Source organism: Microbacterium elymi (assembly GCF_021582895.2).
Lineage (GTDB): Bacteria > Actinomycetota > Actinomycetes > Actinomycetales > Microbacteriaceae > Microbacterium > Microbacterium humicola.
The window spans coordinates 1-21,202 of sequence record NZ_CP091139.2 but is presented as its reverse complement, the minus strand read 5'-3'; the positions used below and the strand labels follow the sequence as shown (position 1 = coordinate 21,202).

Here is a 21,202-nt window from a genome sequence, read left to right as displayed (position 1 = left end):
GTCCCGCCGACCAGCGTCAGGTCGCGCAGGATGTCCGAGGGCGAGTAGCCGGGGACCCGGTCCAGCCACGGGCTGGAGGTCGCTCCGTCGTGCGGGAGCATCAGGACGAAGTAGCAGAACGCGACGGCGCCGATGACCGGCAGCCAGAGCCGGAGCACGCGCGACGGGAAGTACGAGAACCAGTCGAACGAGCGCGACCGGACCGCCCGGGCCAGGACGAACCCGGAGAGGACGAAGAAGACCACGACCGCCTCGGCGCCGGCCCAGACCAGGTGCAGCGGCGAGTACACCAGCGCGATGCGCCAGGGGGCGTCCCCGACCGATCCGCCGTAGTAGCCGGATGCCAGCAGCGGCGACACCAGGAGGCTGTGGTGGACCACCACGACGAGCGCTGCGATCCCGCGCAACCCGTCGAGTGCGGACAGTCGTGACGTTGCTGACATCTCCTCAACGTTACGAAGCCGTTATGAACGGAGGCTGAGGATACGCGCCCTGTGAGAGGACTCTCATCGCCGGAGGTTGCGCTGTGAGGCCGGAGACCCTCGCCGAACCGGGGGTTCTCTGGTGTCATGCGTGACGGTCGCGAACGAGCGGCCAGAGGATCATCAGAAATGCGACCAGCCCGACCACGAGGGGCACGACCTCGGGCAACAGACCCGCGAGGTCCAGCGCGGTGTACACCGCCACCATCGCGAACGGGATCCAGCTGGTCACCCGGGCACGCCACGCCGCCGCCGCGAAGACCAGCAGTGCGAGGGGGTCGCGAACAGGCCGAAGAACAGCGCATCCGGCAGTTGCGCCGACAGGATCGAGGTCGCCGCCGCGTCCGGTGCCCCGGTCGTGATGAGCGTGAGGCACACCAGGTGCACCGCAGCGCCTCCCGCACCCGCGACCGCCCCGATCGCGGCCAGCATCGCGCCGAGCGAGGCCAGCCAGACGCCCCGATGCCGCAGGGCGCTGATCAGCGCGAACGCGAGGCCCAGAAGGAACAGCGGCGTGAGGAATTCGAACAGCACCTGCGTGCGGATGCCCGGCAGGTTCGCCTGGATGTGCGCGAGTTGGGCGGAGGGGCTCGCATCGCCGTCCACGGTGCTGACGACGCTTTCGATGAACGACGAGCAGAAGTAGCCGATGGCGCAGAGGATGCCGGCGGCCGAGCGCGTACGCTGCCCGATGCCGGCCTGCGGGGCCGCCACCTGAGTCGGCCAGATGAGGGTGGTCACGATGTTCTCCCAACGTTGTCTGATGAACCGAACCCGTTGAGCGTAGAAATCCGCCGGGCACCCGCGCATCGCCGGTCTGGATGCCGCAGGTCGTCGCACCGGTGGGACCTCCCCGACCCGGGGTCCTCCACACAGAGGATCCGTGTCGTCCGCAGCGACGATGGGCCGCGCCCCGGGCCGCAGTATCGTCAGGGCATGAGATGGCGCGCGGCGTTCATCGCCGACGAACCGCGACCGACGATGGCCGAGATCGTCCTGGCCGGCGCTCTCTGCCTCGCTGCCCTGCTGCAGGCTGCCACCGGCGGCGTGAGCGTCCCGGCTGTCGCCGTCGCGGTGCTGCTCGGCCTTGCCGTGCTCGGGGCGCGGACGATGCCGCTGCCGGCCACGGCGATGCTGTGCGCGGCGATCGCCGTCGCGGCCGGGGCGGGGATGGTGCCCGACGATCAGATAGCGCTGGTCGTGGCATCCATCGTCGTCTGCTATCGCTGCGCGGCCTGGGCTCCGGCGCCGGTCGCGATGATCACGGTCGTGGCCGTGGTGGCATCCATCGTGACGACCACACCGCACACGCCCGCGGACGTGGTGTGGGAGTCGGTCCTGATGGTGCTGCCGGTCGTCGCGGGCTGGGCGATGAAGCGCCACCGCCGCGTGCTGCACGAGCTCGAGGTCGCCTACGCCGAATTGGACGCCTCTCGTGAGGAGCGCGCGGCGGCCGCGGTGGACGCCGAGCGTCTGCGGATAGCCCGCGAACTCCACGACGTCATCGCCCACGGCGTCAGCGTGATGGTGGTGCAGGCCGGTGCCGCGGATGCAGCGCTCGGGAAGGATGCCACGACCGCCCGCCGTGCGGTGCAGGCGATCGAGCGGACCGGCACCGAGGCCCTGCGCAAGCTTGCGCGGACTGCTGGGCGTGCTGCGCAGCAGTGACGGCGATTCGTCGAGGTCGCCGCAGCGCGGGCTCGGAGACCTCGGTGACCTCGTCCGCGAAATCGGTGAGGCGGGGCTGGTGGTGCGCCTGGATCGCGACGGCCCGGAGGTGTCGATTCCGGCGGGAGTGGATCTGGCGGCCTATCGGATCGTGCAGCAGGCGCTCACGAACGCCTTGGCCCACGGCTCGGGGCCCGATGCCGCCGTCCGGGTGCGCACCACCCCACGCACTCGCCCTGACCGTGAGCAACCGGTGCGCCGGCGCCGCGCCGCCGGTGGCCGGCCACGGCATCGCCGGCATGCGCGAACGTGCCGCCGCATTCGGGGGCACCGTCGAGATCCGCACCGATCGGCCAGGCGAGTTCGTCGTCGCGGCACGGCTGCCGTTGGAGGTGCTGTGATCCGGGTTCTCGTGGCCGACGACCAGGTGCTGGTGCGCGATGGACTCGCGACGATGCTCGAAGCCGAGGACGACCTCGACGTCGTCGCGGTCGCCGTCGACGGACGCGAGGCCGTCGAGGGGGTACGCGCACACGCGCCGGACGTCATCCTCATGGACGTGCGGATGCCGGTGCTCGATGGCATCGAGGCCACCCGCCAGATCGTGGCCAGCGGGCAACGGTCGCGGGTGCTGATCCTGACCACCTTCGATCTCGACGAGTACGTCTACGATGCGATCCGGGCCGGCGCCAGCGGCTTTCTCCTGAAGGACGTCGGGCGCGCCGACCTGGTCCACGCGGTGCGCTCGGTGGCACGCGGCGACGTGCTGCTGGCTCCCGCCGTGACCGCGCGTCTCATTGCCGAATATGCTCGCCGACCTCCGCCGGGCGGTACGGCCGATTCCGTGCGAGCGCTCACCGCGCGCGAGCTCGACGTCCTCCGGCTCGTCGGCAGGGGTCTGGGCAACGCCGAGATCGGCGCTCGCCTGTTCATCGCCGAGACGACCGTGAAGACGCACGTCGCCCGGGTGCTGGCCAAGCTCGGGCTGCCCGATCGCATTCACGCGGTGGTCTTCGCCTACGAGACCGGGCTCGTCACGCCGACCCGGGAGTGGGACGATTCGTGACGCAGAAAACCCGCGGGATTCCGCGGGTTTTCCTCGTGCGCGATACTGGGATCGAACCAGTGACCTCTTCCGTGTCAGGGAAGCGCGCTACCGCTTGCGCCAATCGCGCCCACAACGGGCTGTTCACTTGTCCGGCCGGAACCGGGAGTGGAGGTGGCGACGGGATTCGAACCCGTGTAAACGGCTTTGCAGGCCGGTGCCTAGCCTCTCGGCCACGCCACCGTGTGGATCAAAACCATGGGGTTCGAACACCACGGCGTGGTCTTCCGGGAAAGACCCCCGCACTCGAGCGGATGACGAGATTCGAACTCGCGACCCTCACCTTGGCAAGGTGATGCGCTACCACTGCGCTACATCCGCATTGCTCCGGATCTCTCCGGCGCATGGAAAACTCTAGCTGATTCCGGCGGCTGCACCAAACCACCGGGCGCCCGCGCGTGTTCCGTGCGGGCGGTTCGAAGCGGGCTCACAGATCGGGTAACATCGGTACTCGGCCCCACGGGTCATGGGCGATTGGCGCAGCTGGTAGCGCGCTTCCTTCACACGGAAGAGGTCGTCGGTTCGAGTCCGGCATCGCCCACCGAATATCGGATGTTCACACCGCGACATCAGCGGGTTGAGCATCCTCGCCGCTGCCGGCTCAGACGGACGCGCGACGACGTGTCAGGGCGTCGACCATCTGCCTCGACATCGTGTTCAGTGTCGCGGAGCCTTCGTCGTCGACTGCGGTCAGCACCCGGATCTCTTCATCGGTGAGATGTGGCGCGATCTCGGCCGCGCGGACGTTGTCGGCCAGATGCTCCGACGATCTGGTGCCGGGGATCGGGATGATCACCGGTGAACGCCGAAGCAGCCAGGCCAGAGCGACCGTGGATGGGCGGACGTCCAGTCGCCGAGCCGGCTGCGTGAGTGCGTCAGGTTCGCCGAGCGCACCGGAGGCGAGGGGAAAGTAGGGCACGAATGCGATGCCGTCGCGTTCGCAGGCTGTCAGAACCTCGATGCCGCTTCGGTCGATCAGGTTGAAGCGATTCTGCACTGCGGCGATCGTCGTCATCTGCTGTGCGCGCTCCAGCATCTCGGGAGAGGCGCCGGACAGTCCGATATGGCGGATCTTGCCCTCCTCGCGCAGCTCGATGAGGGCGCCGAGCGATTCCTCCAGCGGCACTTCCTCGGCCGGCGTGTTCGCCGGGGCCTGGCTGTCGCCCCAGAGGCGGAGGTAGGTGAGCGCACTGGACTCGGTGCGCATATCGAGCAGAGCGTCTTCGACCTGGGTTCGCACGGTCTCTGGCCGGCTTTCGGTCAGCCATTCGCCGGCGGGGCCGCGCCACGCACCGACCTTGTTCCCGATGACGACGTCGTCAGCGAACGGGCTCAGCGCACGTCCGATGAGCTGATTGACCGTGCGAGGACCGTAGGCGTTGGCGGTGTCGAAGAACCGCACCCCTTTCTCCACGGCTTGTCGCAGGATCTCGATCGCACCGGTGACGTCGTCGGGCAACCCGATCACCCCGGGACCGGCCAGCCGCATGGCGCCGTACCCGAGGCGCGGCACACGATCTCGGCCTCCCAACAGGTGCGTGGCTGCGACATCCTCGGTGGTCGAACTGTTCATTCGTCTCGTCCTTCCTCTCGAGCGTTCCGCATTGGAGAAGAGTGTTCGGTCAGGGTGCGCAACCACTGCCGCAGCAGGGCTTCCTCGGCCGAGGTGAACAGCTCCGAGGCGGAGCTGAGCCTGGCAAGCACCAATCGGGCGGCCTGGCCGGCGTCAGCGGGCTCTGAACAGTGGCCGGTGAGCTCGGCCATCAAGGCCGTGCACATCGAGCGCGCCAGTGGCCCGGTGGCGGTTCCGCCACGGCGATTGAGCTGGGTGACGCATCCGATCGCCATCGCCATCGTCATCGCGACCGCCTCGTCCACGTCCATGCGGAGCAGTCCCGCCTCGGCGAGCGTCTCCAAGCCGAGGCGCAGCTGCTCCTCGGCGATCTGCGCCGTACGAGTGGCACTGCGACCCTCCTCGCGGTCATGCATGAGCGCGTACAGCACCGGGTTCTCCACGCCGAAGCCGACATGCATCTCCCAGCCCGCCGCGAAATCGACCAGCAGATCGCCGGAGCGAGGGACGGCGCGCTTGCGCTCCAGGTAGGCGGCGAAGGCCTCCTCAATGACAGCCTGCAGCAGACCGTCCTTGTCTCCGAAGTGGTGGTACAGCGTGGGCGCCGCCACACCGGCCGCCTCATACAGCTCCCGAGTGCTCGGCTCGCGACGCGGATGCTCAACGAGCAGCGAACGCGCCGCTGCCATCAGACGCTCTTTACCCGAGTCCATATACCGATGGTATATCAGGGAAGGGCGACTAGATCGCCGATATAGCCAACACCGTGTTCACAGGCCGGAGGCTCCAGGATCCCGAGCACTCTGCATCCGATCTCAGACCGCCACGACCCACCCATAGCGCTGATGCGAGCACCGCGGCGACTCGCGCGAACCGCGCGCCGTCCAGCGCGGCCGCCTCGCGGCGCATCCCGTCGTGGTGGACGAGGTAGACCTGATCGATGTCCACCCACGACTCTCGCCCCTGCACGTCCCAGGGACCCGAGCCGATCGACAGGAAGTCGCGGTCGCCGTCGTGCGATCTGCTGGTCAGCTTCACGGCATAGACGCTGTCGGCGTCGTGCCGTCCGATCACCAGCACGGGTCGGTCCTTTCCCCGCCCGTCCCGCTCCTGATAGGGCACCCACGTCCAGACGATCTCGCCCGCGTCGGGGTCGCCGTCCGTCGCCGGCGCATAGGTGATGCGCACCCCGTCGCGTCCCGGCGGTGCGATCTCGACGGTGGCCGCGGGTCCCGCGCCTCCCGGAGACGGCTCGACGCCGTCCGACCCCCGAGGGCTGGGACGGCGTCGAGCGGTGGAGCGCGCGGACGGGCGCAGCAGTCCGAGCAGGCGGGGCAGGATGCCGGGGGCAGCGCTCATCCGGCCACCCTATCCGTCGGTGTCAGCTGAGAACCTTCTCCGGCTCCCGGGTCGGGGCCTGCACCGGGACCGGTCCGGTGCTGATCCCCTCGTCGGGGAACTCGTAGCCGCTCTCGCCGTGCACCACGGTGTCCACCCCGGCCAGCTCGTCTTCGCTGCGGATGCGGAAACCCATCGTCTTCTGGATGGCCCAGCCGATCAGCCACGAGATGCCGAAGGAGAAGACCATCACCGACAGCGCGGCGATCACCTGCACGATCAGCTGGTCGGCGTTGCCGCCGGTGAACAGGCCGGTGCCGGTCGCGAAGAAGCCGAGGTAGATGGTGCCCAGCAGGCCGCCGACCAGGTGGACGCCCACGACGTCGAGCGAATCGTCGATCCGCAGCAGGTACTTCAGCTCGACCGCCTTGGCGCACACCACGCCGGCCAGCAGCCCGAGAACCAGAGACCAGCCGGGGGTGAGGTTCGCACAGGCCGGCGTGATCGCCACCAGCCCGGCCACGGCGCCGGATGCGGCCCCCACCGACGTCGGCTTGCGCCCGGTGATCCGCTCGATCAGCAGCCACCCGAGGATCGCCGCGGCGGTCGCGCCGAGCGTGTTGATCGTGATGAGGCCGATCGGCGACCCGGCGGCGGCGATGCCGTCACCGGCGGCGGCGGCGCCGCCGTTGAAGCCGAACCAGCCGAACCACAGCAGCGCCGCGCCCAGCAGCACGAGCGGCACGTTGTGCGGCCGGTTCATCTGCTTGCTGAACCCGACGCGCTTGCCCAGCACGAGCGCCAGCGCCAGGGCCGCTGCGCCGGCGTTGATGTGCACCGCCGTGCCGCCCGCATAGTCGATGACGTTGGTGCTCAGCCCGAGGTGGGTGCCCAGCGAGGCGATCCACCCGGACGGGTTCCACACCCACCCCGCGACCAGGAAGTAGTCGAGCGTGACGAACAGCAGGACGAACAGCATCCACGACCCGAACTTCGCGCGATCGGCGATCGCGCCCGAGATCAGGGCGACCGTGATGATGGCGAACGTCGCGCCGAACGCCACGCCCACCAGGTCGACGTTCGAACTCGCTCCGGACGCGAGGTCGGCCAGCCCGAAGTCGGCGAACGGGTTGCCGATGAAGCCGACCCACCCGGTGGACACGTTCTGCATGCTGAACCCGTAGAGGATCCACAGCACGGCGACCAGGCCCATCGCCCCGAAGCTCATCATCATCATGCTGACGACGCTCTTGGCCCGCACCAGTCCGCCGTAGAAGAACGCCACGCCCGGCGTCATGAGCAGTACAAGGGCCGTCGCCACGATGTACCACGAGAGGTTTCCGCTGTCCATGCCGGACAGTCTGGGGCCGGCACGTTTCCGCCGGCGCCGCGGTTCGTTTCGCGGGTGTTACAGCACCCGGCCGAATGTGAACATCAGGTTTCGGCGGTCAGGACGCCGTCAGCGCGATCAGCCGCGAGACGGCCCGAAGATACTTCTTCCGATAGCCGCCGGCCAGCATCTCTGCACTGAACGCGTCGCTGAGCGCATGCCCGCTGGCGCGGATCGGGATCTGCGCGTCGTACGCGCGGTCGATGAAGGCGACCAGCCGCAGCGCCTCGGACTGGTCGTCCAGCTTGCACGACGTCGCGCAGTCCGATCTCGTCGACGCCGTCGATGAGCCGGATGTACCGCGACGGGTGCACCCGTGCGAGATGCGCGACCAGCCCCGTGAACGCGTCGTCCGACACGACCCCGGATGCCGCGGCATCCGCGATCGTCCGCTCGTAGTCCGTCTCGCCCAGCACGACGGCCGCGCCGTCCACGGCCCGCTGCCGGTAGTCGGTGCCGTCGATCCGGATGGTCTCGAACGCATCGGCCATGGCCTGGATCTCGCGCAGGAAGTCCTGCGCGGCGAAGCGTCCCTCGCCGAGGGCATTCGGGGGCGTGTTGGATGTCGCGGCCAGCCGCGTGCCCGTGGCGACGAGCTCGCCGAGCAGGCGGGTCATCACCATCGTGTCGCCCGGGTCGTCCAGCTCGAACTCGTCGATGCACGGCAAGCTGCCGAACCCCGGAACAGGTCCACGGTCTTCTGATACCCCAGGGCCCCGACCAGGGCCGTGTACTCGATGAACGAGCCGAAGTATTTCCGCGCCGCGGGCATCGCGTGGTACACGGCTCGCCAGCAGGTGCGTCTTGCCGACGCCGAACCCGCCGTCCAGATACACGCCGGGCTTGGTCGGCGGGGCCTTCTTCGCGCGACGGAACAGTCCGCCCTTGCCGGCGGCCGCCGTCGGATTGCTGAACGCGGCCAGCTTCTCCTTCGCCTCCAGCTGGGACGGGTATGCCGGGTCGGGGCGGTACGAGTCGAAGGTGGCCTCGCGGAACTGCGGCGGCGGAACGAGGGCTGCGACCATCTCGGGTCCCGTCACCTGCGGCAGACGGTCGGTGAGATGCACGATTCCGGTGGTCACGGGCGGCGGCTCCTGCGGGGCGGGCATGTCCGAAGGCGGCCGAACATGACGGAGTGTGAAAGAACGGGGACGACGCCCGAACAGGCGGCTAATGTCGAATCAGACGGCATCCACCCTACGCCGTCACCACCACATCGCCTGATCTGAGGAGACTCCCGTGCCCGTTGCGCTCGACACGTCATCCGCCAAGTTCGCCGAGTACGCCGATCCGGCGCGCCTGGTGACCGCCGACTGGCTCCAGGAGCGGCTGGGTGAACCGGGCCTGGTGGTCGTGGAATCCGACGAGGATGTGCTCCTGTATGAGACCGGCCACATTCCGGGCGCGGTGAAGGTGGACTGGCACACCGAGCTGAACGACCCGGTGGTGCGGGACTACCTCGACGGCGAGGGCTTCGCCCGCCTGCTCTCGCGCAAGGGGATCGCGCGCGATGACACCGTGATCATCTACGGCGACAAGAACAACTGGTGGGCCGCGTACGCCCTGTGGGTGTTCTCGCTGTTCGGCCACGAGGACGTGCGGCTGCTGGACGGCGGCCGCGACCTGTGGATCTCGCAGGGGCGCCCGATCACCACCGAGCGCACGGTGCGCGAGCCCGTCGAGTATCCGATCGTGGAACGCGACGACAGCACGCTGCGCGCCTTCCGCGAAGACGTCCTGGCGCACTTCGGCAACCCGCTGATCGACGTGCGCTCCCCGAGGAGTACGCGGGCGAGCGCACCAGCGCCCCCGACTATCCCGAGGAGGGCGCCCTGCGCGCCGGCCACATCCCCACCGCACGCAGCGTGCCGTGGAAGCGGGCGGTCGCCGACGACGGCACCTTCAAGCCGCGGGCCGAGCTCGAGGCCGTGTACCGCGAAGAGCTGGGCCTGAAGGACGCCGACCCGATCATCGCCTACTGCCGGATCGGGGAGCGCTCCAGCCACACCTGGTTCGTGCTCCAGCACCTGCTCGGCTTCCCGGACGTGCGCAACTACGACGGCTCGTGGACCGAGTGGGGCTCGCTGGTCCGGGTGCCCGTGGCCTCCGGCGCCGAACCCGGGTCCGCGCCGGCCGCCCGCTGACCGGCGTGGGAGAATGGCGGGGATGACCCAGCCACAGCTTCCCGACACGCTCGCCGAGATCCGCGACGAATTCCTCGAACTCGAGGAGTCGGAGCGCCTCCAGCTGCTCCTGGAGTTCTCGCACGAGCTGCCGGCCGTCCCCGAGCGCTACCAGGACCATCCGGAGCTGTACGAGCGCGTGAGCGAATGCCAGTCTCCGGTGTTCATCGCCCTCGAGGTGGATGCGGACCGCACGGTCGCGATGCACGCCACGGCACCGCCGGAGGCTCCCACCACGCGCGGGTTCGCCAGCATCCTCGTCCAGGGGATCACCGGGCTGTCGGCCGCGGAGGTCCTGGCGATCCCGGGCGACTACCCGCAGAGCCTCGGTCTGACCCGCGCGGTCTCGCCGCTGCGCCTGGCCGGGATGACCGGGATGCTGGTGCGTGCGCAGCGTCAGGTGCGGGCGCTCACGGCGATCGCCGGCTAGCGCGATCCGGCGACGGCCGACAGCCCCATGTCGGCCAGCCACGTGCGGATCGTGTCGCTCCATCGCTGCGGGTCGTAATTCCACAGCTTGGTGTGCCGCGCGACCTGGAAGCTCTCCAGCCGGACGAGGTCCGGGCGGGCGGCGGCCAGCCGGTGCGACGCCCCGGACGGCACGAATCCGTCGTCGTCACTGTGCAGGATGAGGATCGGATGCCGCAGCTCGGCGGCCCGGGCCACGATGTCCAGCCGATCCAGCGAGATCGCCCGCGTGCCGGTCAGCCCCGTGGCCCACTCGGACTGCAGCGCTCCCATCGCCAGGTCCGACACCGGCTCGGGCAGCGAGCAGCTGGGCCTGGTAGCTCAGCACGGCGCGCCAGTCCACCACCGGCGATTCCAGGATGATCCCGGCGATCGCGTCACGATGCACCGAGCCGAGCTCGAGCTGCAGGGCGATAGCACCGCCCATCGACCAGCCCATCAGGATCACCCGCTGCGCGCCTCGGCGCAGCGCGAAGCCGACCGCGGCATCCACATCGCGCCATTCCGTCGCGCCCAGCCCGTAGCGGCCGTCGCGGCTGCGGGGAGCGTCGCCGTCGTTGCGGTAGGAGACGACCAGCACCGGGAAGCCGAGCGCGTTCAGCACGGGCACCGCACGCAGGCACTCCTGCCGCCGCGTGCCGCGTCCGTGGATCTGGATGACCCAGGTGTCGGCATCCTCGGCGCCCGGGAACAGCCACGCCGGGCACGGACCGAGCGGCGAGCCGACCAGCTCGGCGCGGAACGGCAGCTCGACCTGCCTCGGGCGCGTCGAAATACCAGCCGCTGAACGCCGCCTCGGCGGCCAGTCGCGACTCCGACCCGATCTCGGTCAGCAGCTTGCGCTTCACGGTCGACGAGTCGGCGCTGAGCACCGTGCCCACCTTGACGTACGACTCGGTCCCGGACGTGAACAGGCCGTACTGACCGGGCAGCTCGGTGTCGGCCGTGCGGCGCAGGGTGATCGTCTGCGACGGCACGTCCAACCCGACGATCGTGGTGTCCGGGACGCGCGCGCTCGGCGTCACCACCTTGCGCGCCATCCGGATCGACAGCAGTCCCCAGGCGGCGAGGGTCACGCCCAGCCCGGGCAGCGAGGCGCTGCGGCTTGCGCGCAGTCCGGAGCGGAGGAGGGGTGAGGCGCCGCTGCGTGCGGCGCGCCTGGAGGGCATCATCGAGCCTTCACTCTAGTCTGTCGCCGTGGCACACCCCCGAGAATCGACGCCGTTCCCGCGCGCCACCGCGCAGCTGCGGGAGGCGACGTTCCGCTCCGACCTGGTGGTTCGCGAGATCCCGGCACCGACCGGCCTGGCTCCGGACGCGTTCGCCCTGGCCGCGGACGTGCGCCCCGGCGAGGACGGCGAATCGCTGTACGGCACCGGCCGGTTCGTGCTGCTGCACGATGCGGACGAGCCGGACGCCTGGCAGGGTCCATGGCGTATCGTGACTTTCGCACAGGCTCCGCTGGAGCCCGAGATCGGGAGCGATCCGCTCCTGGCCGACGTCGCCTGGTCCTGGCTGGTGGATGCGCTCGCATCGCGCCACGCCGGACACCACGCGGTGGCGGGCACGGCGACCAAGACCCTGTCGCGCGGCTTCGGCTCGCTGGCGGCGGAGGGCGACGGCTCGCAGATCGAGCTGCGGGCCTCCTGGTCTCCGGAGGGCGACATGTCGGGGCATGTGCAGGCCTGGGCGGAACTTGTCTGCATGCTCGCAGGCCTCCCGCCGGGGTCGGAAGGGATCGAGGTGTTCACAGCGCGGAGGACGATGCGTGACTGACTACGACGTGCTCAGCGACGGCGACGCGCTGCGGCAGGCGGCGGATGCGCTGGCCGCGGGGACCGGGCCGATCGCGGTCGACGTGGAGCGGGCATCCGGCTATCGGTACTCGCAGCGCGCCTATCTGATCCAGGTGTTCCGCCGCGGTGCCGGCGTGTTCCTGTTCGACCCGCCCGCGATCGGCGACTTCACGCCGCTGCAGGCGGCGATCGGACACGAGGAGTGGGTCCTGCATGCGGCCAGCCAGGATCTTCCGTCGCTGCGCGAGCTGGACCTGCTGCCCCCGGTCATCTTCGACACCGAACTGGCCGCCCGCCTGCTCGGCCACGACCACGTCGGGCTCGGCGCCGTCGTCGCCGACACCCTCGGCATCGAGCTGGCCAAGGAGCATTCCGCCGCGGACTGGTCCACCCGGCCGCTCCCCCAGCCGTGGCTCGAGTACGCCGCGCTGGACGTGCTGCATCTGATCGACGTCCGCGATGCGCTGGCCGCCGAGCTGGCCGACCAGGACAAAGAGGAGTTCGCGGCCCAGGAGTTCGCCGCCGAGCTGGTCCGACTGCCCAAGCCTCCGCGCGAGGATCCCTGGCGGCGCCTGAGCGGACTGCACACCGTCCGCGGGCGCCGCGCGTTCGCGATCGCCCGGGAGCTGTGGACGACCCGCGAGGAATATGCGCGCGGGCAGGATGTCTCGCCCGGCCGGCTCGTCCCGGATCGCGCTCTCGTGGCCGCGGTCCGTGCGGACCCGGGCAGCAAGGGCGAGCTGGCGGCGTTGAAGGAGTTCACCGGACGCGCCAGCCGTACGCAGCTGGATCGCTGGTGGGACGCCATCGTGCGCGGGCGCGCCGCGACCGACCTTCCGTTGGAGCGCGTGCACGGTGATGGGCTTCCGCCGGTGCGCGCCTGGCACGATCGCAACCCGGCCGCCGACCGGCGTCTGAAGGCGGCGCGCCCCGCCGTCGAGGCTCGGGCCGAAGAGCTGCACATGCCGACCGAGAACCTCCTCACCCCCGAACTGCTTGCGCCGCCTCGCCTGGCAGCCGCCCGAGTCGCCCACGCTCGACGCCATCTCCGCCACCCTCGCCGAGCTGGGCGCGCGCCCGTGGCAGATTGGACAGACGGCACAGATCATCGCGGATGCCTTTGTCGCATCCGTGCAAGTGGCCGAGGACCCCTCCGAGGCCGCTTCGTAGGTTCGGCACACCCGATTCCGACCGCCCTCATGCGCCGCTTAGGCTGAGGCCATTCCCTACTTTTGGAGGCAGAGTGGCCGAGCTCTCGGACGTCTTCTTCGTCGATGGCATGCGCACCCCGTTCGGGCGCGCGGGCGAGAAAGGCATGTACTGGAACACCCGCGCCGATGACCTGGCCGTGAAGGCGACCATCGGCGTGATGGAGCGCAACCCCGGCGTCCCGGCGGATCGGATCGACGACGTCGCCGTGGCCGCGACCAGCCAGACCGGCGACCAGGGACTGACCCTGGGCCGCACGGTCGGACTCCTGGCCGGGCTCCCGCAGTCGGTGCCGGGCCTTGCGATCGACCGCATGTGCGCGGGGGCGATGACCAGCGTCGCGCTGATGTCCGCGTCCATCGGCACCGGCATGTACGACTTCGCCCTCGCCGGCGGGGTGGAGCACATGGGCCACCACCCGATCGGCGCCAACGCCGATCCGAACCCGCGCTTCGTCGCCGAGAAGCTCGTCGACCCGGCCGCGCTGAACATGGGCGTGACGGCCGAGCGCATCCACGACCGGTTCCCGCACCTGACCAAGGAGCGCGCCGACCGGTTCGGCATGCTCAGCCAGCACAAGGCACAGGCCGCATACGACGCCGGCCGGTTCCAGCCCGACCTGGTCAGCGTGGCCACCAGGGACGCCTCCGGCGCCTGGGGTCTGGCCACCGAGGACGAGGGCCGACGGCCCGGCACCACGATGGAGGACCTCGCCGGACTGAAGACGCCGTTCCGGCCGCACGGCCGCGTCACGGCCGGCACGTCGTCGCCGCTGACCGACGGGGCGACCATGTCGCTGCTGGCCGGCGGGTCCGCGGTCAAGGAGTTCTCGCTGGCGCCGAAGATGCGGATGGTCTCGTTCGCGTTCGCCGGCGTCGCCCCCGAGATCATGGGCATCGGTCCGATCCCCTCGACCGAGAAGGCGCTGCGCAAGGCGGGGCTGTCGATCGGTGACATCGGCCTGTTCGAGCTGAACGAGGCGTTCGCGATCCAGGTCATCTCGCTGCTGGACCACTTCGGCATCGCCGACGACGACCCGCGCGTGAACCAGTGGGGCGGCGCGATCGCCCTCGGGCATCCCCTCGCCGCCAGCGGCGTGCGACTGATGATCCAACTCGCGGCCCAATTCGCCGAGCGTCCGGACGTGCGCTACGGCCTGACCGCGATGTGCGTGGGCCTGGGCCAGGGCGGCTCGGTCATCTGGGAGAACCCGAACTACGACGGCAAGAAGAAGAAGTGACCGACATGACGAATCCTGTCTCCGAGCAGTACGCCGCCATCGACTTCACCCCGCTGGACGCCTTCGCCGTCGACGAGGTCATCACGCACTCCCCCGTGCAGGACGTGCGCCTGCCCTCGGGCGGCACGCTCGCCCTGATCACGCTGGACAACGGCCGCGATCACCGCCGGCCCAACACCGTGGGGCCGGGCACCCTGACCGAGCTCGCACACGACGCTCACCGGGCTCAGCGGCGTGCCGCGGCGGGCGAGATCCAGGCCGTCGGCATCACCGGCAAGCAATACATCATGGCCGCCGGCGCCGACCTGTCCGACATCTCCAAGGTCGGATCGAAGGCCAACGCGAAGCTCATCGCGCAAGCGCGGGCACCAGGTGTTCGCGATGCTCGGCGAGCTGGGCGTGCCCGCCTTCGCGTTCGTGAACGGCCTCGCGCTGGGCGGTGGACTGGAGATCGCCCTGAACTCCGCCTACCGCACGGTCGACTCCTCGGCCGCCGCGATCGCCCTGCCCGAGGTCTTCCTCGGCATCATCCCCGGCTGGGGCGGCTCGTACCTGCTGCCGAACCTCATCGGCATCGAGAACGCCCTCGAGGTCGTCATCTCGAACCCGCTCAAGCAGAACCGGATGCTGAAGCCGCAGCGGGCCTTCGAATACGGCATCTTCGACGCCATCTTCCCGCCCGCCAACTTCCTCGAGGACTCGCTGCGGTGGGCCGACGGAGTGCTCAACGGCACGATCAAGGTCGAGCGCAAGAACGAGCCGGGGCGCATCGAGCGGTCGGTGAAGTGGCCGGTCGCGATCAAGATGGCCCGGGGCATGCTGGAGAGCCGCATCGGCACGATGCCCCGCTCCCCCTATGTCGCCCTCGAACTGCTCGAGAAGGCCCGCAGCGGCACCTCGCCCAAGGACAGGGCGGAGGGGTTCGCCCGTGAGGACGAGGCGCTCGCCGAGCTGGTGACCGGCGACCAGTTCGCGGCATCCATGTATGCCTTCGACCTCGTGCAGAAGCGCGCCAAGCGTCCCGTGGGCGCCCCCGACAAGGAGCTCGCGCGCAAGGTCACCAAGGTCGGCGTCATCGGCGCCGGCCTGATGGCCAGCCAGTTCGCGCTGCTGTTCGTGCGCAAGCTGCAGGTGCCGGTGCTGATCACCGACCTGGACCAGGCGCGCGTGGACAAGGGCCTCGCCTACATCAACGACGAGATCGACAAGCTGGCGGCGAAGGGCCGGATCGACTCCGACACCGCGAACAAGCTGCGCGGCCTCGTCCACGGCACGACCGACAAGAGCGAGTACGCCGACTGCGACTTCGTGATCGAGGCCGTGTTCGAAGAGGTCGGCGTCGAGCAGCAGGTGTTCGGCGAGATCGAGCAGATCATCGCCGAGGACGCGATCCTGGCCACGAACACCTCGTCGCTGTCCGTCGCCGAGATCGGATCGAAGCTGGCCCACCCCGAGCGGCTGGTCGGCTTCCACTTCTTCAACCCGGTGGCGGTGATGCCGCTGATCGAGGTCGTGAAGACCGACTCGACGACGGATGCCGCGCTCTCGACGGCATTCGTGGTGGCGCGCGGACTGGGCAAGAACGCGGTGCTCACCGCCGACGCGCCCGGATTCGTGGTCAACCGTCTGCTGGCGAAGGTGATGGGCGAGGCGGCCCGCGCCGTCTACGAGGGGACGCCGCTGCTGACCGTGGAGAAGGCGTTCGGGCCCCTGGGGCTGCCCATGACGCCGTTCCAGCTCATCGACCTGGTCGGGTGGAAGGTCGCCGCGCACGTCCAGGACACCATGGCGCACGCCTTCCCGGAGCGGTTCTTCGCCTCCGAGAACTTCCACCAGCTGGCCGAGCTGCCGAGGTCGTGGAGAAGGACAAGTCCGGGCGGGTCACCGGCTGGAGCAAGGCCTGCCCAGAAGGTGCTCAAGGGCGCCGTCGGCCAGACTCCGGCATCCGAAGACAAGATCCTGCGCCGCGTGCAGGACGGGCTCGCGCACGAGGTCCGGCTGATGCTCGACGAGGGCGTGGTGCCCGAGGTCGAGGACATCGACCTGTGTCTCATCCTCGGCGCCGGCTGGCCGTTCATCGACGGCGGCGCGTCGGTCTACCTCGACCGCGAAGGCGCGTCCCAGCGCGTGACCGGTGACACCTTCCACCACCCGGTCATCCGCGGCCTGTGAGGGGGCTGGTCAGTACTCGTCCTCTTCGACGCGCGGCGCGTCCGCGCGTCCCTTCGCGTCGCCGGTGGCCAGCACCAGCGCGATGACCGCGAGAACGAGCATGATCACGCCGAGCGGGTTCGCGAACCCGATGGCGATGCCGCGTCCGGGCTCGGCCGCCCCGGTGAGGATCGTCTGCAGGCCGTCCGGCGTGACATCGGGGATCATCAGGCCCAGGAGCACCGCGCAAGCCCCACGAGGCGAACAGCGTGCCCAGTGTCGCCCCGCGCAGCCGGTGTCCCCGCTTGCGCGGTGCGCGCCACTGACCGTCCGAGGAACACCTGCAGCACGGCGTAGATCACTCCGAGGGTCAGCGCGTACACGAGCGTGAGCTCTCCGGCGATGCCGAACAGCGCGCGCCCGAACGCGATCCAGGCTGCCAGCACGACGCCGCCGATACCGATGAAGATGCCGGGCACCGGCGAGCGAGAGCGCATGACTCCACCGTATCGAAGGCCGTGACGCTAGGATCAAGGCCGTGACGCGGGGATCGAGACCGGGATGAGTGCAGGGGTCCGCGCCTCAGAGCGCCCGATGGCGTTCACGCGCCGCGAGCTCTGGCACGGCGCGTGGGTGGCGTGGCTGGCGTTCGTCACCCTCATGCTCTTCGCCGTCGCCATGGCCACCATCGTCGGAGACCTCATTGCCGGACCGCGACCCGGATGGGGGACGTTCGGACAGACGAGCCTGCTCGTGATCGCGCTCCCCGTCGCCGCCGCGATCGGCGGAGTGGTGGCGGGCCTCGCTGCCCTGCTCCTCCTCCCCGTGGTCGCGGTCCTGGCGCGCCGATTGGAATCGATCGCCGATCTGCGCATCCACGCTGCGATCTATGCGACGTTCGGCGCCGCGATCGGCCTCGCCGCCTGCGCGGTGTTCGTCGTCGCGTCCGGTGCCTCGTTCATCGACCTCCTGGGCGCCTGGTGGTTCGTCGGCGTCACCATGGCGATCTGCGCGGCATCCGTCGTCTTCGGGTGGTGGCGGGCCGTGCGGCGGGCACGGCGCTGATCCGCTGACAGCCGCAGAAGTGCCCGCCCGCGCGTCAGTCGCCGCTGCGCGGCACCCGCGCCCAGTCCACGGCCGCGGCGTCGTCGAGAAGCGGCGGCCGCGCGATCGGGATGCGCGTGCCGAGCACCTGCGCCACGACGTCCTGCGCGATCTTGGCCGCCGTCAGCCCCGCATCGGCCAGGATCTGCTCCCGCGACGCGTGCGGGATGAACTCGTCCGGCAGCCCCAGCTCATCCACCGCCGTGTCCACCCCGGCCTCGCGGAGCACCTGCCGCACGCGCGTGCCGATGCCGCCGACGCGGATGCCGTCCTCGATCGTGATCACCAGGCGGTGGGATGCCGCCAGCTGCGCGACCGACGGCGGGACGGGGATCGCCCAGCGGGGGTCGATGACGGTGGCGCCGATGCCCTGCGCCCGGAGCCTGTCGGCGACATCCATCGCCAGATGGGCCATCGGTCCGATGCCGATCAGCAGCACGTCCGAGGTCTCGCCGCGCGACAGCACGTCGACGCCGTCCTCCAGCCGCTCCAGGGCTGGAAGGTCTGCGGCCACCGATCCCTTCGGGAACCGCAGGACCGTCGGGGCGTCGCCGACGGCCACGGCCTCGCGCAGCTCCTCGCGCAAGCCGGGCGGCGTCCCGGGGTGCTGCGATCCGGATCCCCGGCACGATCTGCAGTGAGGCGAGGTCCCAGATGCCGTGGTGACTGGGACCGTCCGGACCGGTCACGCCCGCCCGGTCCAGCACGAACGTCACTCCCGCGCGGTGCAGGCCGACGTCCATCAGCATCTGATCGAACGCGCGCCCGACGAACGTGGCGTACATCGCGACGACCGGATGCAGGCCCCCGTACGCGAGACCCGCGGCCGACGCGACGGCGTGCTGCTCGGCGATCCCCACGTCGTGCACGCGATCGGGGAATCGCTGGGCGAACGGCAGCAGACCCGTCGGGCGGAGCATCGCGGCGGTGACCGCGACCACGTCGTTCCGCTCGGCACCGATGCCGACGAGCTCGCTGGCGAACGCATCGGTCCAGCTCGTGGCGGCGGCTCCGCCGAGCGCCTCACCGGTGCGCGGATCGATCCGGCCGACCGCATGGAACTGGTCCGCCTCGTCGTGCAGTGCCGGGCCGTAGCCGCGGCCCTTCTCGGTGATCGTGTGCACGATCACCGGTGCTCCGTACTGCTTGGCCAGGCGCAGAGTCTCCACCAGGGCGGGGATGTCGTGCCCGTCCACCGGCCCGAGGTACTTGATGTCGAGGTTCGAGTACAGCGCCTGGTTTCCGGTGAAGCGGGACAGGAACCCGCGGGTGCCGCCGCGCAAGCCCACGATGCATGGCCCGACCGGCCGGCCCGAACCGGTGGAACAGGTGCTGGGAGCGCTCGTCGAGCTGCCGGTACGTCTGCGCCGTGCGGATCCGGTTCAGGTAGCGGGCCATGCCGCCGATGGTGGGCGCGTAGGAGCGTCCGTTGTCGTTGACGACGATGACCAGGTTGCGATCGTTGTCGTCCGAGATGTTGTTCAGCGCCTCCCAGGTCATCCCGCCGGTGAGGGCGCCGTCGCCCACGACGGCGACCACGTGCCGGTCGCGCCGGCCGGTGCGGGCGAAGGCGCGCGAGATGCCGTCGGCCCAGCTGAGCGAGCTGGACGCGTGCGAGGACTCGACCACGTCGTGCGGGCTCTCGGTGCGCTGCGGGTAGCCGGCGATGCCGCCGCGGGCACGCAGGGCGGAGAAGTCCTGCCGGCCGGTGAGCAGCTTGTGCACGTACGACTGGTGCCCGGTGTCGAACACGATCGGGTCGTTCGGCGAGTCGAAGACGCGGTGCAGCGCGATCGTGAGTTCGACCACGCCCAGGTTCGGACCCAGATGCCCGCCGGTGCGGGCTACGTTCTCGATCAGGAACGCGCGGATCTCGGCGGCCAGCTGGGTGAGCTGCGCCGGGCTGAGCGCATCCAGGTCTCGGGGCTCCGAGATCGTGGGCAGAATCGCCATCGTCGCCTCCCCGACCCCGCCGGGCGGCGGGTCCCGGACAAGTTTAGACCGCGAGGCTCGGGGACTCGAAAGGAAAGGCCCCGCCGTCCGAGGCAGATTCCAGGGGTCCTCGCAACACCTGATGACTTAGCTGGTTGTCAGTAGATCACGCAAACGCTCGGCTGGGGTATCCCAGTCGAGCGTTTTGCGTGGTCGGCTGTTGAGCCGGTGTGCGACGTTCTCGAGGTCCTCGGGACCGAATACCGATAGATCGGTGCCTTTGGGGAAGTACTGGCGCAGGCGTCCGTTGGTGTTCTCATTCGAACCGCGCTGCCAGGGCGAGTGCGGGTCGCAGAAGTAGACCGGGACCCCGGTCGCGACGCTGAACTGCTTGTGTGCGGCCATCTCGAGCCCTGATCCCATGTCAACGATCCGCGCAGGTGCTCCGGCAGGGTGCCGATCAACGGGACCAGGACATCACGGACCTCTTCTGCGGTGTGTCCGCCGGGCAGGTGCCCGAGCATCACATACCGGGTGGTGCGTTCCACGAGCGTCACGATCGCGGACTCCGACCGGGTGCCGACGATCAGATCGCCCTCCCAATGCCCGGGCACGGCCCGGTCATCGATCTCCGCCGGTCGGTCCGAGATCATCACCATCTCGTCCACGAACCGGGACGTGCGCTGATCCGGCCGCTTATGCGGTTTCCTTCGGGTGCGTCTGGTGCGCAACGCGTCCGCGACCTCGCGGCGTAGCCCACCACGGGCTTGGACGTAGATCGCCTGGTAGATCGTCTCCGTGCTCACCCGCATGCCCTCGTCGTCGGGGAACTCCTTGATCAGAGAGTTGCGGATCTGCTCCGGCGACCACTGCAATTGCAGCTTCCCCGCAACATAGTCGCGCAGCCGACCGTGCTGCGCGAGTTTCGACGGCTTCGGGCGGGCCCGGCTACCCGCCCATGTACGGTGCGCCGCATGTGGCCGATACGCACCACCCGTGCCGTGCGCGTCGATCTCGCGTTTGATCGTCGACGCGGGCCGGCCCAGCTGCCGCCCGATCGCCCGCAACGAGGCGCCGTGACGGTGCAGATCAGCGATCTGCTCACGTTCGGTGATCGTGAGGAACCGCGGATGCAACACCGCTTCGACAACCGCGAGCGACGGCGACTGGCCCGGAACGACAAGAGAGGTCACACCGGTGTTGTAGTCGATCCGGCGCCCATCGGGATAGATTCGCGCATTGTTCGACCTACGGACGCCGTGGTCCCAGTCTCTCGCTGTGCGCAGGTGGACACCGACCCGTTGAGCAGCATCCCGGCGTGTGACGCCGTCACGCCGAAGCCGCTCATACTCCGCCCGCCCCGGGTGCGGCGGGCGGCCGCCGACACCCGACGCCCGTCGCCCTGCCTTCCGCACCCACCCCGCCGCGGTATGTCGGTTCACACCCACCATGCCCGCTGCGAGCGACGTATTACCCACGCTGTCGAAGACCTCGAAGAACTTCTCCTTCAAACCCTCAGAAACCACGATCCCCGCAACCCCCTGAAATCCAGGGTGTTGCGGG

General features: G+C 69.8%; 17 protein-coding genes, 4 tRNA genes and 9 pseudogenes. 11 read left to right on the top strand and 19 right to left on the bottom strand.

The window, feature by feature from the left end:
- Positions 1-5: 5 nt before the first annotated feature.
- The 3 genes and pseudogenes from L2X98_RS19540 to L2X98_RS00125 all read right to left on the bottom strand — a co-directional run.
- Positions 6-443: pseudogene (locus L2X98_RS19540) on the bottom strand (acyltransferase family protein); the annotation flags it as partial.
- A 124-nt stretch (positions 444-567) separates the two neighbouring features.
- The gene (locus tag L2X98_RS00130) at positions 568-714 is read right to left on the bottom strand and encodes a hypothetical protein (RefSeq protein WP_259611967.1); all 147 of its coding nucleotides are present in this window, start codon (positions 712-714) and stop codon (positions 568-570) included.
- A complete protein-coding gene (locus tag L2X98_RS00125) occupies positions 711-1,223 on the bottom strand; it encodes a hypothetical protein (protein WP_259611966.1) in 513 nt (170 codons plus the stop codon). Before L2X98_RS00125 ends, L2X98_RS00130 begins: the two co-directional genes overlap by 4 nt.
- A gap of 195 nt (positions 1,224-1,418) precedes the next feature.
- Here L2X98_RS00125 and L2X98_RS00120 point away from each other — a divergent pair, with 195 nt between their 5' ends.
- The 3 genes from L2X98_RS00120 to L2X98_RS00110 all read left to right on the top strand — a co-directional run bounded on the left by L2X98_RS00120 (position 1,419) and on the right by L2X98_RS00110 (position 3,216).
- The gene (locus tag L2X98_RS00120; RefSeq protein ID WP_259611965.1) at positions 1,419-2,150 is read left to right on the top strand and encodes a histidine kinase dimerization/phosphoacceptor domain-containing protein; all 732 of its coding nucleotides are present in this window, start codon (positions 1,419-1,421) and stop codon (positions 2,148-2,150) included.
- A 242-nt stretch (positions 2,151-2,392) separates the two neighbouring features.
- Positions 2,393-2,551, top strand: a complete 159-nt coding sequence (locus L2X98_RS00115; protein WP_259611964.1) for an ATP-binding protein — start codon at positions 2,393-2,395, stop codon at positions 2,549-2,551.
- On the top strand, positions 2,548-3,216 hold the full coding sequence (locus L2X98_RS00110) for a response regulator (protein ID WP_259611963.1): 669 nt from the start codon (positions 2,548-2,550) through the stop codon (positions 3,214-3,216). Before L2X98_RS00115 ends, L2X98_RS00110 begins: the two co-directional genes overlap by 4 nt.
- Positions 3,217-3,252: 36 nt before the next feature.
- Here L2X98_RS00110 and L2X98_RS00105 read toward each other — a convergent pair.
- From L2X98_RS00105 to L2X98_RS00095, 3 genes are all read right to left on the bottom strand, one after another.
- Positions 3,253-3,325: transfer RNA gene (locus L2X98_RS00105), tRNA-Val, on the bottom strand.
- A 39-nt stretch (positions 3,326-3,364) separates the two neighbouring features.
- A tRNA-Cys gene (locus L2X98_RS00100) sits at positions 3,365-3,438 on the bottom strand.
- Positions 3,439-3,504: 66 nt separating this feature from the next.
- Positions 3,505-3,576, bottom strand: a tRNA-Gly gene (locus L2X98_RS00095).
- Positions 3,577-3,723: 147 nt separating this feature from the next.
- Here L2X98_RS00095 and L2X98_RS00090 point away from each other — a divergent pair.
- Positions 3,724-3,796: transfer RNA gene (locus L2X98_RS00090), tRNA-Val, on the top strand.
- A gap of 60 nt (positions 3,797-3,856) precedes the next feature.
- Here L2X98_RS00090 and L2X98_RS00085 read toward each other — a convergent pair.
- The 6 genes and pseudogenes from L2X98_RS00085 to zapE (L2X98_RS19530) form a co-directional block, all read right to left on the bottom strand.
- Entirely contained in the window at positions 3,857-4,828 is a 972-nt protein-coding gene (locus tag L2X98_RS00085) for an aldo/keto reductase (protein ID WP_259611962.1), read from the bottom strand.
- Positions 4,825-5,517: a TetR/AcrR family transcriptional regulator gene (locus tag L2X98_RS00080; protein WP_259611961.1), complete on the bottom strand. Its 693-nt coding sequence runs from the start codon at positions 5,515-5,517 to the stop codon at positions 4,825-4,827. The genes L2X98_RS00085 and L2X98_RS00080 overlap by 4 nt, the downstream gene beginning before the upstream one ends.
- 52 nt (positions 5,518-5,569) lie before the next feature.
- A complete protein-coding gene (locus L2X98_RS00075; protein ID WP_259611960.1) occupies positions 5,570-6,187 on the bottom strand; it encodes a type II toxin-antitoxin system PemK/MazF family toxin in 618 nt (205 codons plus the stop codon).
- A gap of 22 nt (positions 6,188-6,209) precedes the next feature.
- Complete coding sequence (locus tag L2X98_RS00070; protein ID WP_259611959.1) at positions 6,210-7,517, bottom strand: ammonium transporter; 1,308 nt, start codon at positions 7,515-7,517, stop codon at positions 6,210-6,212.
- A gap of 97 nt (positions 7,518-7,614) precedes the next feature.
- Positions 7,615-7,935, bottom strand: a complete 321-nt coding sequence (gene zapE / locus L2X98_RS19535; RefSeq protein ID WP_354003087.1) for an AFG1/ZapE family ATPase — start codon at positions 7,933-7,935, stop codon at positions 7,615-7,617.
- A 91-nt stretch (positions 7,936-8,026) separates the two neighbouring features.
- Positions 8,027-8,581 (bottom strand): annotated as a pseudogene (zapE, locus tag L2X98_RS19530) (AFG1/ZapE family ATPase); the annotation flags it as partial.
- A gap of 214 nt (positions 8,582-8,795) precedes the next feature.
- On the opposite strand from zapE (L2X98_RS19530), the pseudogene L2X98_RS00060 reads away from it, so the two are divergent.
- Both L2X98_RS00060 and L2X98_RS00055 read left to right on the top strand, forming a co-directional pair.
- A pseudogene (locus tag L2X98_RS00060) lies at positions 8,796-9,700 on the top strand (sulfurtransferase).
- Between the two features lie 22 nt (positions 9,701-9,722).
- Positions 9,723-10,169, top strand: coding sequence for a SufE family protein (locus L2X98_RS00055; protein WP_259611957.1), 447 nt, complete (start codon positions 9,723-9,725; stop codon positions 10,167-10,169).
- Here the strand turns inward: L2X98_RS00055 and L2X98_RS19525 are convergent.
- The 3 genes and pseudogenes from L2X98_RS19525 to L2X98_RS22580 all read right to left on the bottom strand — a co-directional run.
- Positions 10,166-10,495, bottom strand: coding sequence for an alpha/beta hydrolase family protein (locus tag L2X98_RS19525; protein WP_354003092.1), 330 nt, complete (start codon positions 10,493-10,495; stop codon positions 10,166-10,168). The two genes, L2X98_RS00055 and L2X98_RS19525, sit on opposite strands and share 4 nt — an antisense overlap.
- Positions 10,496-10,544: 49 nt before the next feature.
- Positions 10,545-10,817: pseudogene (locus L2X98_RS19520) on the bottom strand (alpha/beta hydrolase); the annotation flags it as partial.
- A gap of 232 nt (positions 10,818-11,049) precedes the next feature.
- Positions 11,050-11,247: pseudogene (locus L2X98_RS22580) on the bottom strand (DUF8805 domain-containing protein); the annotation flags it as partial.
- A gap of 157 nt (positions 11,248-11,404) precedes the next feature.
- Here L2X98_RS22580 and L2X98_RS00045 point away from each other — a divergent pair.
- The 4 genes and pseudogenes from L2X98_RS00045 (at position 11,405) to L2X98_RS00030 (ending at position 16,624) form a co-directional block, all read left to right on the top strand.
- On the top strand, positions 11,405-11,983 hold the full coding sequence (locus L2X98_RS00045) for a DUF3000 domain-containing protein (RefSeq protein ID WP_259611956.1): 579 nt from the start codon (positions 11,405-11,407) through the stop codon (positions 11,981-11,983).
- A pseudogene (locus L2X98_RS00040) lies at positions 11,976-13,173 on the top strand (HRDC domain-containing protein). The gene L2X98_RS00045 and the pseudogene L2X98_RS00040 overlap by 8 nt, the downstream one beginning before the upstream one ends.
- 73 nt (positions 13,174-13,246) lie before the next feature.
- Positions 13,247-14,452 carry a thiolase family protein gene (locus L2X98_RS00035; RefSeq protein ID WP_259611955.1) on the top strand — a complete coding sequence of 402 codons (1,206 nt, stop codon included), beginning with the start codon at positions 13,247-13,249 and terminating at the stop codon, positions 14,450-14,452.
- 5 nt (positions 14,453-14,457) lie between these two features.
- Positions 14,458-16,624, top strand: a pseudogene (locus tag L2X98_RS00030) (3-hydroxyacyl-CoA dehydrogenase NAD-binding domain-containing protein).
- A 9-nt stretch (positions 16,625-16,633) separates the two neighbouring features.
- Here L2X98_RS00030 and L2X98_RS00025 read toward each other — a convergent pair.
- Positions 16,634-16,831 (bottom strand): hypothetical protein, encoded by a 198-nt coding sequence (locus tag L2X98_RS00025; protein ID WP_259611954.1) that lies wholly within the window; start codon positions 16,829-16,831, stop codon positions 16,634-16,636.
- Positions 16,831-17,100, bottom strand: a complete 270-nt coding sequence (locus tag L2X98_RS00020) for a hypothetical protein (protein ID WP_259611953.1) — start codon at positions 17,098-17,100, stop codon at positions 16,831-16,833. The genes L2X98_RS00025 and L2X98_RS00020 overlap by 1 nt, the downstream gene beginning before the upstream one ends.
- Before the next feature lie 97 nt (positions 17,101-17,197).
- Between L2X98_RS00020 and L2X98_RS00015 the strand changes: the two genes are divergently transcribed.
- Entirely contained in the window at positions 17,198-17,668 is a 471-nt protein-coding gene (locus tag L2X98_RS00015; RefSeq protein WP_259611952.1) for a hypothetical protein, read from the top strand.
- Positions 17,669-17,702: 34 nt separating this feature from the next.
- Here the strand turns inward: L2X98_RS00015 and dxs are convergent.
- Positions 17,703-19,660, bottom strand: a pseudogene (gene dxs / locus L2X98_RS00010) (1-deoxy-D-xylulose-5-phosphate synthase).
- A gap of 126 nt (positions 19,661-19,786) precedes the next feature.
- Positions 19,787-21,090, bottom strand: a pseudogene (locus L2X98_RS00005) (IS30 family transposase).
- Between the last annotated feature and the right edge of the window lie 112 nt (positions 21,091-21,202).

Coding starts and splice junctions, on each gene's coding strand:
- L2X98_RS00070 (WP_259611959.1), bottom strand. CDS start 7,517: ATGGACAGCGGAAACCTCTCGTGGTACATCGTGGCGACGGCCCTTGTA.
- L2X98_RS00085 (WP_259611962.1), bottom strand. CDS start 4,828: ATGAACAGTTCGACCACCGAGGATGTCGCAGCCACGCACCTGTTGGGA.
- zapE (WP_354003087.1), bottom strand. CDS start 7,935: ATGCCGCGGCATCCGGGGTCGTGTCGGACGACGCGTTCACGGGGCTGG.
- L2X98_RS00015 (WP_259611952.1), top strand. CDS start 17,198: ATGGCGTTCACGCGCCGCGAGCTCTGGCACGGCGCGTGGGTGGCGTGG.
- L2X98_RS00075 (WP_259611960.1), bottom strand. CDS start 6,187: ATGAGCGCTGCCCCCGGCATCCTGCCCCGCCTGCTCGGACTGCTGCGC.
- L2X98_RS00080 (WP_259611961.1), bottom strand. CDS start 5,517: ATGGCAGCGGCGCGTTCGCTGCTCGTTGAGCATCCGCGTCGCGAGCCG.
- L2X98_RS00025 (WP_259611954.1), bottom strand. CDS start 16,831: ATGATCCCCGATGTCACGCCGGACGGCCTGCAGACGATCCTCACCGGG.
- L2X98_RS00020 (WP_259611953.1), bottom strand. CDS start 17,100: ATGCGCTCTCGCTCGCCGGTGCCCGGCATCTTCATCGGTATCGGCGGC.
- L2X98_RS00120 (WP_259611965.1), top strand. CDS start 1,419: ATGAGATGGCGCGCGGCGTTCATCGCCGACGAACCGCGACCGACGATG.
- L2X98_RS00055 (WP_259611957.1), top strand. CDS start 9,723: ATGACCCAGCCACAGCTTCCCGACACGCTCGCCGAGATCCGCGACGAA.